This window comes from Streptomyces sp. NPDC006798 (assembly GCF_040635975.1).
Taxonomy (GTDB): domain Bacteria; phylum Actinomycetota; class Actinomycetes; order Streptomycetales; family Streptomycetaceae; genus Streptomyces.
Genome location: NZ_JBEYIS010000092.1, coordinates 1 through 19,136, shown reverse-complemented (window position 1 = coordinate 19,136; position 19,136 = coordinate 1). Strand labels below are relative to the sequence as shown.

Genomic DNA, 19,136 nt, shown 5'->3' with positions numbered 1-19,136 from the left:
GGTGCTGTGGTGGGTGTGGCGCCGGGTTCGGTGTCGGGTGGGGGTCGGGTGGAGTTGCCGACGTATGCCTTCGACCGCAAGCGCTACTGGATCGGCGAGGACGAACACCGCGCCGACGAACCCACCGGAATGGGCGCCGAACTGCGCCGGCTGGCCCGTACGAACAGAAAGGCGCTCCGCAAGGAACTCGGATTCCTGGTCCGGTCCCATGCCGCCGCCGTACTCGCCCATCCGTCGCTCGACGAACGGGATATGCGGCAGACCTTCAAGGATCTCGGATTCGATTCCCAGGGCTCCCTGGAGCTGAGGAACCGGCTCGGCACGGCGACCGGGCTCGCCCTCCCCGCCTCCCTGCTCTACGACTTCCCGACCGGCCGCGAACTCGTCGCCCGGCTCGCCACCGGACTCCGCGAGAGCCCCGAACCCGAGCCGGTCGCCGAGAAGCCGACCCCGGCCGGAGCGAACGGCGGGAGCGCGACCGCTCCCGCCGCCGACGGGCCCGAACCCATCGCCGTCGTCGCCATGGCCTGCCGCTACCCCGGCGAGGTCGCCTCCCCGGAGGATCTGTGGCGGTTGGTCGCCGAAGGGCGCGACGCCGTCACCGAGTTCCCGGTCGACCGCGACTGGGACCCCGACCTCTACGACCCGGACCCCCGGCGCCCCGGCAGGTCCGCCGTCCGCCACGGCGGCTTCCTCCACGACGCGGGCGACTTCGACGCCGCCTTCTTCGGCATCTCGCCCCGCGAGGCCCAGGCCATGGACCCGCAGCAGCGGCTGCTCCTCGAAACCTCCTGGGAGTCCCTGGAGCGGGCCGGGATCGACGCCCGCTCCCTGCACGGCAGCCGGACCGGTGTCTTCATCGGCGCCATGGCATCGGACTACGGCCCCCGGATGCACGACGCGCCCGAAGGCGTCGAAGGCCATCTGCTGACCGGCAACACGGCCAGTGTGATGTCCGGCCGGATCTCCTACCAGCTCGGTCTCACCGGCCCCGCCGTCACCGTCGACACCGCCTGCTCGTCCTCGCTCTCCGCCCTCCATCTGGCGATCCGCTCCCTGCGGTCCGGCGAATCCGATCTCGCCCTGGCCGGCGGCGTGACCGTGATGTCGACCCCCGGCATCTTCGTGGAGTTCTCCCGGCAGGACGGACTCGCGCCCGACGGCCGCTGCAAGCCGTTCGCCGCCGCCGCCGACGGCACCGCCTGGGCCGAAGGCGTCGGCGTCCTGCTGGTCGAACGTCTCTCCGACGCCGAACGGCTCGGCCATCCGGTGCTCGCCGTCGTCCGCGGCTCCGCCGTCAACCAGGACGGCGCCTCCAACGGGCTCACCGCCCCCAACGGCCCCTCCCAGCAGCGGGTCATCCGGGAGGCCCTCGCCGACGCCGGACTCGACACCCGGGACGTCGACGCGGTCGAGGCCCACGGCACCGGCACCCGGCTCGGCGACCCCATCGAGGCCGAGGCGATCCTGGCCACGTACGGCAAGGACCGCGACGCGGCCCGCCCGGTCCTGCTGGGCTCCCTCAAGTCCAACATCGGACACGCCCAGGCCGCCGCCGGTGTCGGCGGTGTGATCAAGATGGTCCAGGCCCTGCGGCACGGCGTACTGCCGCCGTCCCTCGGTGTGGACCGGCCGACCCCGCACGTCGACTGGTCGTCGGGGGCCGTCGAACTCGTCCGCGAGACCCGGGAGTGGCCGCTGACCGGCCGCCCCCGGCGGGCCGCCGTCTCCTCGTTCGGCATCAGCGGCACCAACGCCCATGTCGTCCTGGAGGAGTACGCCCGGCCCGAGACCGGCCCCGCACCGGAAACCGACGCGCTCCCGGACGCCGCCGACGGTACGGAATCCGCCGCCGCACCGGAGAGCGCCGCCGGTACGGAGACCGCTGCCGCCGCCCCCGTAGCGTGGCTGGTCTCCGCCCGGGACGAGGCGGCCCTGCGGGCCCAGGCCGCCGGGCTGCGGGAGCTGCTGGCCGGGCGCCCGGACTTCTCCCCGGCGGACGTCGGCCGGACCCTCGCCACCGGCCGTACCCTCTTCGAACACCGCGCGGCCGTCGTCGCCGACGACCCGGGCGGCTATCTGGCCGCCCTCGACGCCCTCGCCCGGGGCACCGAAGCCCCCGGCCTGGTGACCGGCAGCGCGACCGACGCCGGGACGACCGCCTACCTCTTCGCCGGACACGGCACCGCCCGGGCCGGAATGGGCCGCGCGCTCCACCGCGCGTTCCCCGTCTTCGCCGCCGCCCTCGACGCCGTACTGGCCGAACTGGACGACGACACCGCCGGGCCCGTACGCGAACTCCTGCTCGCCGACGGACCGGCCGCCCCGGGCACACCGCCGCCGAGCCGGTACGCCCTGCCCGCCCTCTTCGCCTTCCAGACCGCGCTCTACCGGCTCCTCGAGACCACCGGCCCCGAGCCCGAGGCCGTCGTCGGCCATTCCGTCGGATCCATCGCCGCCGCCCACGCGGCCGGAGTGCTCTCCCTGCGGGACGCCACCGGCCTCGCCGTCGCCTACGGCGCGCTCGTCGACGCCGCCGGAGCGGACGGCGCGATGGCCGTCGTCGGCGCCGGGGAGCGGGAGATCGCCCTCACCCTCGCCGACCATCCCGGCGATCTGGCCCTCGCCTCCGTCGACGGACCCGACCGGGTGGTCGTCTCCGGCACCGCCGACGTCGTGGAGTTCGTCACCGCGGGCTGGGCCGCCCAGGGCCACGAGATCCGGACCCTCCCCGTCGGGCAGGCGTTCCACTCGCCGCTGCACGACGACATCGCCACCCGGTTCCACGCCCTCGCCGCCGAACTCACCTTCCACACCCCCCGGATCCCGGTCCACTCCGCCGTCACCGGCCTCCCCGCCACCGGCCGGGACCTCGGCTCGGCCGACTTCTGGACCCGGCAGATCCACGGCACCGTACGACTCCACGACACCATCGGGAAGCTCCGGGCCGACGGCGTCACCGGCGTACTGGAGATCGGCCCCGACGGCAGCCACAGCGCCGCCCTCGACCGGGCCTCCGACGACGGCCCCGGCGTCGCGATCCCCCTGCTCACCGGAGCCGAACCCGATGCCCGCGCCCTCGTCACGGCGCTGGCCCGGGCCCAGGTCCTCGGCCTCGGCGGCGATCCGGCCGCCCTGATCCCCGGCACCGGACGGACCGAACTGCCCACCTACGCCTTCCAGCGCAGGCGCTACTGGCTCACCGCGGGCACCGGAGCCGCCGGCGGCCCGACCGGCCGCTCGGCCCATCCGCTGATCACCTCGGCCGTCGATCTCGCGGGCCGCGACGCCACCGTACTGACCAGCCGGCTCTCCCTCACCGGCCAGCCCTGGCTGGCCGACCACGAGGTCGGCGGCACCGTACTCCTCCCGGCCACCGCCTTCCTCGAACTCGCTCTCGCCGCCGGACGGCTGACCGGCGCCGAACTCCTGCTCGACCTCACCCTCGAAGCGCCCCTCGCCCTGGCCGGATCCGATACGGCCCGCCTCCAGATCGAGGTCGACGCCCCCGGCGCCGACGGCCGGCGCGCCTTCACCGCGCACTCCCGGCCCGAAGACGCCCCCGGCGCCGACGACGAACCAGGGCCCTGGGTCCGCCACGCCACCGGAGTCCTCGGCCCCGCCGCGTCCGGCATCCCCGAAGGGCTGGGGGAGTGGCCGCCCGCCGACACCACCGCCGTACCGCTCACCGACGCCTACCCCCGGCTGGCCGAAGGCGGCTACGGCTACGGGCCGGTGTTCCGGGGCCTGCGCGCCCTGTGGCGGCGGGCGGACGGCACCCTCTTCGCCGAGATCGGCGCCGACGGCGAGGACCCGGGCGGCGCCGACCGGTACGGACTCCACCCCGCCCTGCTGGACGCCGCGCTCCACCCGCTGGTCCTGACCGGACTCGACACCGTCGGCGAGGACCGGATCGCCCTCCCGTTCAGCTGGGCCGGAGCCAGGATCCACGCCGTCGGCGCCACCGCCCTCCGGGTCCGGCTCACCCCGAAGAAGGGCGGCGCCTTCGCCGTCCTGGCCGCCGACGCCACCGGGGAACCCGTCGCCACCGTCGACACCCTCACCCTCCGCCCGGTCGAACGGGCGAAGCTCAGCGTCGACCATGCCGCCCGCGCCGGCCGGGGCGCCGCCCTCCTCCGGCTGGAGTGGCAGCCCGTGGAAGCGCCGGAGACCACCGGCACCCGCCCGGCCTGGACCGACCTCACCGCCGACGACGACCTCACCGCCGTCGCCGCCGGGACGGACGTCCTGCGGGTGACCTGCCGCGCGGACGGCGACCCGTACGACATCGAAACGGCCCACGCCACCGCCGGACGCACCCTGGACCTGCTGCGCCGGTTCGTCTCCGACACCCGGCTCGCCGATACCCGGCTGCTGCTGGTCACCCGGGGCGCCGTCGCCGCCGGAACCGGCGACGACCTCACCGATCTGGCCGCCGCCACGGTCTGGGGCATGGCCAGGACCGCCCAGTCCGAACACCCCGGCCGGATCACCGTCGTCGATCTCGACCCGGCGACCGCGGCGGACGACCTGCTCGCGGCAGCCGTCGCCACCGGAGAGCCCCAACTCGCCGTCCGCGAGGGCGCCCTGCTCGTCCCCCGGCTGGTCAGGACCGAGGGCGGCGGCCGCGACGAAGGGCCCGCCTGGGACCTGGACGGTACGGTACTGATCACCGGCGGCACCGGAGGGCTCGGCGCCCTCTTCGCCCGGCACCTCGTCACCCGGTACGGCGTCCGGCGGCTGCTGCTGTGCAGCAGGCGCGGCGAGGACGCGCCCGGCGCCCGGGAACTCGCGGCCGAACTCACCGGCCTCGGCGCCGCCCAGGTCCGGATCGAGGCCCGTGACGTCGCCGACCGGGCCGAAGTCGCCGCCCTGCTCGCCGGAATCCCCGACGAGCATCCGCTGACGGCCGTCGTCCACACCGCGGGCGTACTCGCCGACGCGACCCTGACGGCCCTCACCGGCGAGCAGCTCACCCGGGTCCTGCGGCCCAAGCTCGACGCCGCCTGGCATCTGCACGAACTGACCCGGGACGGCAAGCTCGCCGCGTTCGTCCTCTTCTCCTCCGTCTCCGGCCTCATCGGCACCCCCGGCCAGGCGAACTACGCGGCGGCCAACACCTATCTCGACGCGCTCGCCGCCCACCGCGCCGCCACCGGACTCGCCGCCACCTCGCAGGCATGGGGCCTGTGGGACGGCACCCACGGCCTCGGCGGCACCCTCGGCCGGGCCGACCTCGCCCGCTGGGCCGGGGCCGGAATCACCCCCATCACCCCCGAACAGGGGCTCGCCCTCTTCGACGCGGCGCTCACGACCGGGGACGCCCTGACCGTACCGACGGCCCTGAACACCACGGCCCGTACCGGCGACCCCGCCGCCCAGCCCGCACCACTGCGCGGACTGGTCCGGGTCCGCGCGCCCCGGGCCGCCCGGGCCGCGACCGCCGCCACCCGCACCGGCGACAGCTGGGCGGGCCGGATGGCGGCACTCCCGCCGGGCAAGCGCCGCGGCGCCCTGCTCGACGTCGTCCGAACCCACATCGCGGAGGTGATGGGCTATCCCGACCCCCAGGCCGTCGAATCCGGCCGGGCCTTCCAGGAGCTGGGCTTCGACTCGCTCACCGCGGTCGAACTGCGCAACCGGCTCAACGCCGTGACCGGACTCGTGCTGCCCAGCACCGTAGCCTTCGACCATCCGTCGGCCGACGCGCTGGCCGGATATCTCGAAGGGGAGATCTCCACCGGAGAGCCGGAGCCGGAGCCCGCGACCGCCGCCCCCGATCCCGCCTTCGACGGGCTGGCGGACCGCATCCGGTCGATCGCCTCGGACGCCGACGCCTGGAGCACCGTCTCCGCCCGGCTGCGGGAGCTGCTGGAACTCGCCGGCGGCGGCGCCCGCAGAGGGCTCGACACGGCCAGCGACGGCGAACTCTTCGCCCTCGTCGACGGCGTCGAGTGAGCGGCGGCGCGATGGAGCGGCCCTGGTCCCGACTGATGAATCTGTCCGGTCTTTGCGATCTCCCCGGTCTTTCCGGCCTTTCTGGAGCGGTGGTTTGACGTGGCTGACGAGAACGAACTCCGTACGTATCTGAAGCGGGCCATCGCGGACGCGCGTGATGCCCGGGCACGGCTGAAGGAGGTGGAGGAGCGGGCCCGGGAGCCCCTGGCGATCGTCGGCGCCTCCTGCCGCTATCCAGGCGGTGTGACCTCCCCCGCCGAGCTGTGGCGGCTGGTCGACGAGGGCACCGACGCGGTCTCCGAGTTCCCCACCGACCGCGACTGGCCCGAGGACCTCTTCGACCCGGACCCCGAGCGGGTCGGCCACTCCTACGTCCGCGACGGCGGATTCATCGACGACATCGCCGGATTCGACCCCGCGTTCTTCGGGATGTCCCCGCGGGACGCGCTCGCCGCGGACCCGCAGCAGCGGCTGCTCCTGGAGACGACCTGGGAGGCGATGGAGAGCGCCGGGATCGTCCCCGCCACCCTCCGCGGCACCAATACCGGGATGTACGTGGGGCAGATGTACCACGACTACGGGGCCAGGCCGCGGCTCCCCAAACAGGACTTCGAGGCGTACCTCGTCAGCGGCAGCATGGGCAGTATGGGCACCGGGCGGGTCTCGTACACCTTCGGCTTCGAGGGCCCCGCCGTCGCGCTCGACACCGCCTGCTCGTCGTCGCTGGTCACCCTGCACCTCGCGGCCCAGGCGCTGCGGCGCGGCGAATGCGATCTGGCCTTCGCGGGCGGCGTGACGATCCTGTCGACACCCGTCTCCTTCCTGGAGTTCTCCCGGCAGGGGGCCCTGTCGCCCGACGGCCGGTGCAAGTCCTTCGCCGCCGCCGCCGACGGCACGGCCTGGGCCGAAGGGGTCGGACTGCTGCTGCTGGAGCGGCTCTCCGACGCCCGGCGCAACGGCCACCGGGTACTCGCCGTACTGCGCGGCTCCGCCGTCAACCAGGACGGCGCGTCCAACGGGCTCACCGCGCCCAACGGCCCCGCGCAGGAGCGGGTGATCCGGCAGGCGCTGGCGGACGCGGACCTCACCGGCGCCGATGTCGACGTCGTCGAGGCGCACGGCACCGGCACCCGGCTCGGGGACCCGATCGAGGCCCGGGCCCTGCTCGCCACCTACGGCCGCGACCGGCCCGCCGACCGGCCCCTCCTCCTCGGATCGATGAAGTCCAACATCGGCCACGCCCAGGCGGCGGCCGGGGTCGGCGGCGTCATCAAGATGATCGAGGCGATACGCCACGGCCGGATACCGAGGACCCTGCACGTCGACGAACCGACGCCGCACGTCGACTGGTCCGCCGGGAACGTCGAACTCGTCACCGAGACCACCGACTGGCCCGACACCGGCGCGCCGCGCCGGGCCGCCGTCTCCTCCTTCGGCCTCGGCGGCACCAACGCCCATGTCATCGTGGAACAGGCCCCGGACGACCCGGCGGAAGCAGCCGAAACCGGCCCCGCCGACGCCGAGGCGGGCCCGTCAGCCGATGCCACCCCCGCCACCCTGCCGTGGACCCTGTCCGCGAAGACCCCGGAGGCGCTCCAGGGCCAGGCCGAGCGGCTGCTCGCCTTCGTCGAGACACACCCCGAGCACGGCATCGCGGACATCGCGTACTCCCTCGCGACCACCCGGGCCGTACTCGACCACAGCGCCACCGTCGTCGGCGCCGACCACGACACGCTGACGGCCGGTTTACGCGCCCTCGCCGCCGACCCCGAGGCCGCCGCCGTCCACCGGACCCGCCGGGCCCGCTCGGGCCGTACCGCCTTCCTCTTCACCGGCCAGGGCTCGCAGCGCGCGGGCATGGGCCGTGAGCTGTACGAGACATCCCCGGTCTTCGCCCGCGCGCTGGACGAGATCTGCGCGGCACTCGACCCGCTGCTCGACCGGCCCTTGAAGGACGTCCTCTTCGCCGAGACCGGCACGCCCGAAGCGGCGCTGCTCGACCGGACCGCCTACGCCCAGCCCGCTTTGTTCGCGGTTGAGGTGGCGCTGTTCCGGCTGGTCACGTCCTGGGGCGTGGTCCCGGACCAACTGCTGGGCCACTCCATCGGCGAGGTCGCGGCCGCCCATGCCGCCGGAGTGCTCGATCTGCCCGACGCCTGCGCGCTCGTCGCCACCCGCGGCCGGCTGATGCAGTCCGCCCGGGACGACGGCGCGATGGCCGCGATCCAGGGCGAGGAGGCGGAGGTCCGGGAATCCCTCGCCGGATACGGGGACGCCGTCGCGATCGCGGCCGTGAACGGGCCCCGGTCCGTGGTGATCTCCGGCGACCGCGACGTGGTCGAGAAGATCAGCGCCCTCTGGAAGGGCGAGGGCCGAAAGACCACCGCCCTCAAGGTCAGCCATGCCTTCCACTCGCCGCATATGGACGGCGTGCTCGAAGAGTTCCGTACGGTGCTCCGGACGCTGACGTTCCGCCCGCCGACGCTGCCCGTGGTCTCGAATGTCACCGGCGAACCGGCCACGGCCGAACAACTCTGCTCCCCGGACTACTGGGTACGGCACATCCGCGAGGCCGTCCGCTTCCTCGACGGCGTCCGCACCCTCACCGCCGAAGGCGTCACCGACTTCGTCGAACTCGGCCCCGACGCCGTCCTCACCGCACTCGCCGCCGGAGCCTCACCGGAGGAGCCGGGTGCCCTGATCCCCCTCCTCCGCAGGAACCGCCCCGGCGACCGGACCGCCGCCGCCGCGCTCGGCCGGCTCCACGCCCGCGGCGCCGTACCCGACTGGGACGCGATCCTGCCCGCGGCCCGCCGGATCGAGCTGCCCACCTACGCCTTCCGCCGCGACCGCTACTGGCTCACCGAGGAGAACGCGCCCACCGACGCCACCGGACTCGGCCTGAACTCCGCCGACCACCTGCTGCTCGGCGCCGCCGTCCACCTCGCCGACGAGGACACCGTCCTCTTCACCGGCCGGATCTCCCTCCGCGGCCACCCCTGGCTCGCCGACCACGCGGTCCTGGGCACGGTCCTCGTCCCCGGCACCGCCCTGCTCGAACTCGCCGTCCGCGCCGGGGCCGAGGTCGGCTGCGACCGCGTCGAGGAACTCACCCTTGCCGCCCCCCTGGTCCTCCCCGAGAACGGCGGAATCCACCTCCAGGTCAAGACCGGACCCGCCGACGAACACGGCCGCCGCACCATCGCCGTCCACTCCCGGCCGGACACCGAGACCGCGCCCGACACCCCGTGGCACACCCACGCCACCGGAACCCTCGCCACCGGCGCGCCCGGCGGTACGCCCCCGGCGGCGGACCTCACCGTCTGGCCCCCCGCCGACGGCACCGAGGCCGACCTCGACGGGATCTACGACCGGCTGCACGACCGCGGCTACTCCTACGGCCCCGCCTTCCAGGGCCTGCGCCGGGTCTGGCGGACCGCCGACGCGATCCACGCCGAAGTCGCCCTGCCCGACGACGCCCGCCCCGACGACACCGCGTTCGCCCTGCACCCGGCGCTCCTCGACGCGGCGCTCCACCCACTGCTCCCCGGAGTGTTCGCCGACGACGGACCCGCCCGGCTGCCGTTCGCCTGGTCCGGTGTCACCGTGTACCGTACGGGCGCCACCGCGCTCCGGGTCCGGCTCGTCGTCACCGACCCCGACGGCGAATCCCCGAAGGCGGAGCTGACCCTCGCCGACGACACCGGCGCCCCGGTCGCCACCGTCGAGGCGCTCACCCTGCGGCCCCTCTCCAAGGACGCGCTCGCCGAATCCGACCCCGTACTCCGCTCCGGCAGGTTCCGGATCGAGTGGACCGCCTTCGACCCGTCGGCCCCCGGCACCACCGGAGCCGTACCGGGCACCGACGGCTGGGCCGTCCTCGCCACCGGCGACCACCCGCTCGACGTACCCGGCGCCACGGTCCATCCCGGTCTCGACGCGCTGATCGGGGCCGTCGACGCCGGAGCCGGCGTACCGCCGGTCGTCCTCCTCCCGCTGACCGGCCCCGCCGACGCCGACTCCGGTATCCCCGGCGCCGCCCGGGCCGCACTCCACGACACCCTGCGTACGGTCCGGACCTGGCTCGGTGACGAGCGGCTCGCCGCCGCGCGTCTGATCGTCGTCACCTCCGGCGCCGTCGCCGCCGGAGCCGAGGACGTCACCGACCTCGCCCGGGCGGGTGTCTGGGGCCTGCTCCGCTCGGCCTCGACCGAACACCCCGACCGGTTCGCCCTGGTCGACGTCGACACCGTCTCCGCCGAGACACTGCCCGCCGTGGCCGCAGCCGTCGCCGCGAACGAACCCCAGCTCGCCGTCCGGGCGGGCCGGATACTCGTACCCCGGCTGGCCAGGCCCCTGCCCGGCCCCGACGATCAGGAATCGGCCGCGCCCCGCTGGGACACCGGTACCGTCCTCGTCACCGGCGCGACCGGCGCCCTCGGCACCGTACTCACCCGCCATCTGGTCACCCGGCACGGCGCCCGCGATCTGCTGCTCCTCAGCCGGCGCGGCGAGTCGGCGCCCGGCGCCGCCGAACTGACGGCGGAACTCACCGGCCTCGGCGCCCGGGTCACCATCGCCGCCTGCGACATCGCCGACCGCGAGGCGCTGGCGGCCGTACTCGCCGATGTGCCGGAGGACCGGCCGCTCACGGCGGTCGTCCACACGGCGGGCGTGGTGGCCGACGGAGTCGTCACCGCCCTCACCCCCGAACAGCTCGACAGGGTCGTCGCCGCCAAGATCGACGCGGCGTGGAATCTGCACGACCTCACCCGAGACACCGAACTCTCGGCCTTCGTGCTCTACTCCTCCCTCGCCGGACTCTTCGGCACCGCGGGCCAGGCCAACTACGCGGCGGGCAACACCTTCCTGGACGCCCTCGCCGCCCACCGCAGGGCCGAAGGGCTCCCCGGCCTCTCCCTCGCCTGGGGACTCTGGGCCGAGACCAGCGCCATCACCGGCGAACTCGACGCCGTCGATCTGCGCAGGCTGGCCAGGATCGGACTGCGCCCCCTCTCCTCCGACCACGCCATGACCCTCTTCGACGCGGCACACGACACCGGAGAGGCCGTCCTCGCCCTCACCCGGTTCGACGCCGGGGCGCTGCGCGGCGGCGCCGAACCGCCGGCCCTGCTGAAGGGCCTGGTCCGCAAGCCCGCCCGGCGCGCCGCCGGGGACGCGCCCGCGGGCCCGTCACTCGCCGAACGGCTCGCCGGACTCGGGCCCGACGCGCGCCGCAGGACCCTCACCGACCTGGTCCGGGCCAGGATCGCCGCCGTACTCGGCCATGCCGACCCGCTGGCCGTGGAACCCGGCACCCCGCTCCAGGAGCTGGGCTTCGACTCGCTGACCGCCGTCGAACTCCGCAACCAGCTGGCCGGCGTCACCGGCCTGCCGCTGCCCAGCACGGTCGCCTTCGACCATCCGTCGGCCGACGCCCTGGCCCGCCATCTCGACGGCGAACTGGGCATCCCCGACGCCCCGGCAGCCCCCGCGCCCGCCGTCGCCCCGGTACTCGCCGGGCTCGACCGGCTGGAGGAGCTGATCCGGTCCTCCGCCGGGGACCCGGCGGCCCAGGGCCTGATCGCCGCCCGCCTCCAGGAACTGCTCCAGCTCGGCACCGGGGAAGCCCCGGGCCGCGATCTCGAATCGGCCAGCGACGAGGAGCTCTTCGCCCTGGTCGACGGCGCGGAATAGGAGACGGCGCGATGGCGGTGCCCGGGCGTCGAACGACGCGTGGACCTCTCATGTCCGGTCTGTCCGGCCTTTCTGGAGCGGTGGTGTGACATGGCTGACGAGAACGAACTCCGTACGTATCTGAAGCGGGCCGTCGCGGACGCGCGTGATGCCCGGGCACGGCTGAAGGAGGTGGAGGAGCGGGCCCGGGAGCCCCTGGCGATCGTCGGCGCCTCCTGCCGCTATCCCGGCGGAGTGGAATCCCCGGCCGGGCTGTGGCGGCTGGTGGACGAGGGCACCGACGCCATCTCCGAGTTCCCCACCGACCGGGGCTGGGACGAGGACGTCTACGACCCCGATCCCGACCGCAACGGCAAGACCCTGACCCGGCACGGCGGCTTCGTCGACGGGATGACCGACTTCGACGCCGCCTTCTTCGGGATGTCGCCGCGCGAGGCCGTCGCCGCCGACCCGCAGCAGCGGCTGCTCCTGGAGACGACCTGGGAGGCGATGGAGAGCGCCGGGATCGTCCCCGCCACCCTCCGCGGCACCAGGACCGGGGTCTTCACCGGGCTGATGTACCAGGGGTACGGCGCGGGTGTCCTGGACGACGTCCCCGCCGAGCTGTCCGGACATCTCGCCAGCGGCCTCTCCAGCAGCATCGCCTGCGGACGGCTCTCCTACGTCTTCGGCCTCGAAGGCCCCTCCGTCGCCGTGGACACCGCCTGCTCGTCGTCGCTGGTCACCCTGCACCTCGCGGCCCAGGCGCTGCGGCGCGGCGAGTGCGATCTCGCGCTCACCGGCGGGGCGACCCTGATGCCCACCCCGTTCTCGATCATGGAGTTCTCCCGGCAGCGGGCCCTGTCGCCCGACGGCCGGTGCAAGGCGTTCGGCGCCGGGGCCGACGGCACCGCCTGGGCCGAGGGCGCGGGCATGCTCGTCCTGGAGCGGCTCTCCGACGCCCGGCGCAACGGCCACCGGGTACTCGCCGTACTGCGCGGCTCCGCCGTCAACCAGGACGGCGCTTCCAACGGGCTGACCGCGCCCAACGGCCCCGCGCAGGAGCGGGTGATCCGGCAGGCGCTGGCGGACGCGGGCCTCACGGCCGCCGATGTCGACGTCGTCGAGGCGCACGGCACCGGCACCCGGCTCGGGGACCCGATCGAGGCCCGGGCCCTGCTGGCCACCTACGGCCGCGACCGGCCCGCCGGAGACCCTCTGTTCCTGGGCTCCCTGAAATCCAATATCGGCCACACCCAGGCGGCGGCCGGGGTCGGCGGCGTCATCAAGATGGTCGAGGCGTTACGCCACGGCAGGCTGCCCCGCACCCTGCACGCCGACGAGCCGACCCCGCACGTCGACTGGTCCGCCGGGACCGTCGCCCTGCTCGACCGGGCCCGGCCCTGGCCGGACCGGGACAGGCCGCGCCGGGCCGCGGTCTCCGCCTTCGGTATCGGCGGCACCAACGCCCATGTGATTCTGGAGGAAGCGCCCCCGCTCGCGGCGGACGGGCCCGCGGCGGCAGCCGTTCCGGCGCCCGCGCACCCGTCCGTACCCGTCGCGTCGTCCGCCGCCGGCTGGACCCTGTCGGCGAAGACCCCGGAGGCGCTGCGCGGCCAGGCCGAGCGGCTGCTCGCCTTCGCCGGGGACCATCCGGAGTACGGGGCCGCGGACATCGCGTACTCCCTGGCGACCACCCGGGCCGTGCTGGACCACAGCGCCACCGTGGTCGGCGCCGACCACGGCGAACTGCTCCGGGGACTCCGGGCCCTGGCCGCCGGGACCGCCGACCCGGCCGTGACCACGACGGGCCGCGCCCGCCCCGGCGGGCTGGCGTTCGTCTTCACCGGCCAGGGCTCGCAGCGCGCGGGCATGGGCCGTGAGCTGTACGAGACATCCCCGGTCTTCGCCCGCGCGCTGGACGAGATCTGCGCGGCGCTCGACCCGCTGCTGGGGCGGTCGTTGAAGGACGTGCTGTTCGCCGAACCCGGCACGGACACCGCGAAGGAGCTGGACGGTACGGCCCTCGCCCAGCCCGCTTTGTTCGCGGTTGAGGTGGCGCTGTTCCGGCTGGTCACGTCCTGGGGCGTGGTCCCGGACCAACTGCTGGGCCACTCCATCGGCGAGGTCGCGGCCGCCCATGCCGCCGGAGTGCTCGATCTGCCCGACGCCTGCGTGCTCGTCGCGGCGCGCGGCCGGCTGATGCAGTCGGCCCGGGACGACGGCGCGATGGCCGCCATCGAGGGCGAGGAGGCGGAGGTCCGGGAGTCCCTGGTGGGCTACGGGGACGCGGTGGCGATCGCGGCCGTGAACGGGCCCCGGTCCGTGGTGATCTCCGGCGACCGCGACGTGGTGGAGAAGATCAGCGCCCTCTGGAAGGGCGAGGGCCGTAAGGCCACCGCCCTCAAGGTCAGTCATGCCTTCCACTCGCCGCATATGGACGGCGTGCTCGAAGAGTTCCGTACGGTGCTCCGGACGCTGACGTTCCGCCCGCCGAGACTGCCCGTGGTCTCCAATGTCACCGGCGAACCGGCCACGGCCGGACAACTCTGCTCCCCGGACTACTGGGTACGGCACATCCGCGAGGCCGTCCGCTTCCTCGACGGCGTCCGCACCCTCGCGGCCCGGGGAGTCGGCGACTACGTCGAACTCGGCCCCGACGGCATCCTCAGCGCCCTCGTGCCCCGCTGCCTCGACCACGAACCCGGCGCCGTCGTACCCCTGCTGCGCCGCGACCGCTCCGAGGCCCGTACCGTCGCCGCCGCCCGCGGCACGCTGCACGCCCGGGGCACGGCACTCGACTGGTCCGCCGTCCATCCCGGCGCCCGCCGGATCGAGCTGCCCACCTACGCCTTCCGCCGCGACCGCTACTGGATCGAGCCGCCCGCCCGGCACGGCGACACCGCCGCCCTCGGCCTCGCCGCCGCGGACCACCCCCTGCTGGCGGCCGTGATCCCCCCGGCCGACGGCGACGAGACCCTGCTCACCGGGCGGATCTCGATCCGTACCCACCCCTGGCTCGCCGACCACACCATCGGGGACACGGCCGTCCTGGCCCCCGCCGCCCTGCTGGAACTCGCGATCCGCGCCGGGGACGAGACCGGCGCGACCGTCGTCCGCGAACTGACCGCGACGACGCCCTTCCCGCTCCCCGAGAGCGGCGGCGTGCAACTCCGGGTAACCGTCGGCCCGGCCCCCGCCGACGGCTCCGGAGACCGGACCGTCGCCGTCCACGCCCGGCCGGAAGCCGGTGAGACGCCCTGGACGCACTGCGCCAGGGGAGTTCTCGGCGGCGGTACGGAGGCCGCCCCCGTCCTCCGTACCGCCTCCGGGGACAGCACCACCGGCAACACCACCACGATCGGCCTCACCGACGAACGGAGCGCCGAGGCCGTACGGTACGGGCTCCACCCCGCCCTGCTGGCCGCCGCGCTTCCCGCCCGCCGCACGGCCGGGCGCCCCGGGACCGTCGCCCTGCCCGCCCACTGGCGCGGCGTACGCCTGCACGCGGGCGGCGCGGCCACGGTCCGGGTCGGGACCGCCGAAGTGCCCCCGGCCCCGGGAACCGACGAGCCCGCGGTGGCGCTCACCCTCGCCGACGAACACGGCGAACCCGTACTCACCGCCGAGGCGGTCACCTTCCGGGACGTGTCCGAGGACGCGCTCGGCCCCGGAACGGGCCGGGACGGCGCCTCGCCCGGTACCGAACTCCACACCCTCGAATGGATCCCGGTCGAGACCGTCCCCGGGGACGAGCCGCCCCACTGGGGCGCCCTCGACGTCGATCTGGCCGGTATCACCCGGTACGCGGGGTTGGCCGAGGCGGCCGAAGCCGTCGAGGCGGGCACCCGGATCGACTGGCTGCTCGTGCCCTGGCGGCCCGGCACCGCGACCGAGGTGACCGCCGCCGCCCGCGAGGCGGCCGGAAAGGCACTCGACCTGGCCCGGGAACTCGCCGTCGAGGAACGGCTCCACGGCACCCGGCTGCTCGTCTTCCTGCCCGACCCGGACACCACCGACGAGACGGCGACCGACGAGACGGCGGCCACCGCCCTGGCCTGCGCCGCCGTACGCGGACTGCTGCGCTCCGCCCAGGCCGAGACCGGCGGCCGGATCGTCCTCTGCGCCGCCGGCCCGGCCGCCGCACCACCGGCCGGACTCGCCGCCGCCCTGCGGACCGGGGAATCCGAACTCGCCTACCGGGACGGCCGCTTCACCGCACCCCGGCTGCGCCCCGCGACGGCTACGACCGAAGCAGGTGAAACCGCCCCCCGGCCCGCCTTCGACAAGGGCACCGTCCTCGTCACCGGCGGCCCCGGCGGACTCACCGGACCCCTCGTCCGCGAACTCGTCACCTCGCACGGCGCGACCCGGCTCCTGCTCACCGCCCCCACCGAAGCCGGTACGGCGGGCCTCACGCCCCTCGCCGCCGAACTCACCGCCCTGGGCGCCGAGGCCACCGTCGCGCACTGCGACCCCGCCGACCCGGCGGCCCTGGCCGGAACGCTGGCGGCCGTACCGGCCGAACACCCCCTGCGGGCGGTCGTCCACCTCCCCTCCTTCCGCGACGACGCACCGGTGACGGCCCTCACCGCCGAACGGCTCGACGCCATGCTGACCGCCACCGCCGACGGCGCCTGGCAACTGCACCGGCTCACCCGGGACCTCGACCTGTCGGCCTTCGTCATCGGACACTCCACCGCCGGACTCCTCGGCGCCCCCGGCCAGGCCCACGGCGCAGCCGCCGCGGCCTTTCTCGACCGGCTCGCCCGGCACCGCGCCGCCCTCGGGCTGCCCGCCACGGCGTTCGTCCGCCCGCCCGGACAGCCGGACGACGACGGTCCGGCAACGGCGGCCGGACGGGGCGCCCACGACTGGTTCCGCCCCCGGACCGGAGCCGATACCGCCGCCGCCTTCGACACCGCCGCCGGCCTCGGCCGGACCGTCCTGGTCCATGCCTCCGTCGACCGGTCGGCACTGCCCGAACAGGTGCCCTCCGCCCTGCGGGACCTGCGGCGCGCACCCGCCCGGCGTAGCGTCCGGACCGCCGGACCCGCCGACTCGCTGCAGGACCGGCTCGGCGGCCTCGACCCCGCCGGACAGCAGGCCCTCGTCCTCGGGATCGTCCGCGCCGAGGTCGCGGCCGTCCTCGGCCACGCCGACCCGTACGCCGTCGGCGTCCGCAGCGAGTTCCAGGAGCTGGGCTTCGACTCCCTCACCGCGATGGAGCTGCGCAACCGGCTCGGCGCGGCGGTGGGGCTCGGGCTCCCCGCCACCCTGGTCTTCGACCATCCGACCCCGGAAGCGCTCACCGCCCATCTGCTGACCCTGGTCGCGCCCGGCGGCGCGCCCACCGCCGGCCGGGTGCTGGCCGAACTGGACCGGCTCGACGCCGAACTGGAGGAGCTGGCCGACGACCAGCGGCACCGCGACGTCCTCCACCGGCGGCTGCGGACGATGGCCGCGCGGTTCGCCGCACCCGCCGCGACCGAGGACGACCGGGAGGCGGCCGCCGACCGGATCGCCTCGGCGTCGGTGGACGAGATGTTCGACCTGATCGACACGGAGCTGGGGCGCACCCGGCGCTGACCTGGTGCCGGGGACCCGACCGTCCCCGGCACCGCATTCACGTACGCATGGATTCACGTACGCATGGGGGGATGGCGCGATGTCCGACGCAGAGACCACGGCGACCACGGGCGGGACCACGGCCGGAGCGGCGGCGACCAGGGAAGAGAAGCTGGTCGAGTATCTGAAATGGGTCACGGCCGATCTGCAGGAGACCCGGCGGCGGCTGGCCGAGGCGGAGGCCGCCGACGAGGAGCCGGTGGTGATCGTCGGGATGGCCTGCCGTTACCCCGGCGGAGTGGCGTCCCCGGCCGATCTGTGGCGGCTGGTGGACGACGGCGTCGACGCCATCACCGATCCTCCCACCGACCGCGAGTGGGATCTGGAGCGGCTGAACGAGAAGTGCTACTCGACCCGCTCCGGCTTCCTGGCCGACGCCCCCCTCTTCGACGCCGGGTTCTTCGGGATCTCCCCGCGCGAGGCCGTCGCCATGGACCCCCAGCAGCGGGTGCTGATGGAGACCTCCTGGGAGCTGTTCGAGCACGCCGGGATCGACGTCACCACCTTGAAGGGCAGCAGTACCGGCGTCTTCGTCGGCATCGTGGAGGAGAGCTACCACGGGCTCAATGTGCCCGAGGAGCTCGAGGGCTTCCTGATGACCAGCAAGCTCAGCAGTGTCGCCTCCGGCCGGATGGCGTACACCTACGGCTTCGAGGGCCCGGCCGTCTCCCTGGACACCGCCTGCTCGTCGTCGCTGGTGGCGCTGCATCTGGCGATCCGGTCGATCCGGTCGGGGGAGTCGACCCTGGCCGTCGCGGGCGGGGTGACCATCCACGCCGACCCCGGCGGGCATATCGACTTCGCCAAACAGCGCGGCCTGGCCGCCGACGGCCGCTGCAAGTCCTTCGCCGCCGCCGCCGACGGCACCTCCTGGGCCGAGGGCGCCGGTCTCGTCCTGGTCGAACGGCTCTCCGACGCCCGCCGTCTCGGCCACCGGATCCATGCCGTGATCCGGGGCTCCGCCGTCAACCAGGACGGGGCGTCCAACGGGCTCGCCGCCCCCAGCGGCCCCGCGCAGGAGCGGGTGATCCGGCAGGCGCTGGCCGACGCCGGGCTCGGCGCCGCCGATGTCGACCTGGTGGAGGCACACGGTACGGGGACCACCCTCGGCGACCCGATCGAGGCGCGGGCGCTGCTGGCCACCTACGGGCAGGGCAGGCGGCCGGAGCACCCGCTGATGCTGGGCTCGCTGAAGTCGAACATCGGCCACAGCGTCGCCGCCGCCGGAGTCGGCGGGGTGATCAAGGTGATCGAGGCGATGCGCCATCAGCGGATGCCCCGCACCCTGCATGTGGACGCGCCGACACCCGAGGTGGACTGGGACTCCGGCGCCGTGGAACTGCTCACCGACCCCAGGGAATGGCCGCGCGGGGAGAAGCCGCGCCGGGCCGGGGTCTCCTCGTTCGGGGTGAGCGGGACGAACTGCCATGTCCTGCTGGAGGAGCCGGAGGTGGAGCTTCAGGAGGAGCCGGCCGCCGAGCCGGGCTCGGGCGCCGGTGCCGGTGGTGTGGTGGGTGGCGGCGTGGTGCCGCTGGTGGTGTCGGGCGGTTCACCCGGTGGTCTGAAGGGTGTGGCGGCCGGTCTGCTGCCGCTGGTCGAGGACGGGGCCGATCCGCGGGATATCGCGGGCGAGTTGGTGAGTTCGCGGGCGGTACTCGGCTGGCGTGGGGTCGCCGTGGGATCGGGCCGGGACGAATTGACGGCGAATCTGGGTGTACTCGCGAACGGTGGTTCGGGTCCGGGATCGGTTATCGGAACGGGCCCGGTCTCCGCGCCGGACCGGGTGGTGTTTGTGTTTCCGGGGCAGGGTCATCAGTGGGTGGGGATGGCTGTGGGGTTGTTGGATTCGTCGGTGGTGTTCGCGGAGCGTTTGG

4 protein-coding genes are annotated in these 19,136 nt (G+C 74.8%); all 4 read left to right on the top strand.

Annotated features, from left to right (window positions below; translation table 11 throughout):
• The first annotated feature begins 48 nt into the window (after nt 1-48).
• Complete coding sequence (locus ABZ714_RS33695; RefSeq protein WP_358829180.1) at nt 49-5,958, top strand: type I polyketide synthase; 5,910 nt, start codon at nt 49-51, stop codon at nt 5,956-5,958.
• A 99-nt stretch (nt 5,959-6,057) separates the two neighbouring features.
• Nucleotides 6,058-11,655, top strand: coding sequence for a type I polyketide synthase (locus tag ABZ714_RS33690; RefSeq protein ID WP_358829179.1), 5,598 nt, complete (start codon nt 6,058-6,060; stop codon nt 11,653-11,655).
• 90 nt (nt 11,656-11,745) lie between these two features.
• Nucleotides 11,746-17,223 (top strand): beta-ketoacyl synthase N-terminal-like domain-containing protein, encoded by a 5,478-nt coding sequence (locus tag ABZ714_RS33685; protein WP_358829178.1) that lies wholly within the window; start codon nt 11,746-11,748, stop codon nt 17,221-17,223.
• A 79-nt stretch (nt 17,224-17,302) separates the two neighbouring features.
• A partial coding sequence (locus ABZ714_RS33680) for a beta-ketoacyl synthase N-terminal-like domain-containing protein (RefSeq protein WP_358829177.1) occupies nt 17,303-19,136 on the top strand: 1,834 nt, incomplete at its 3' end.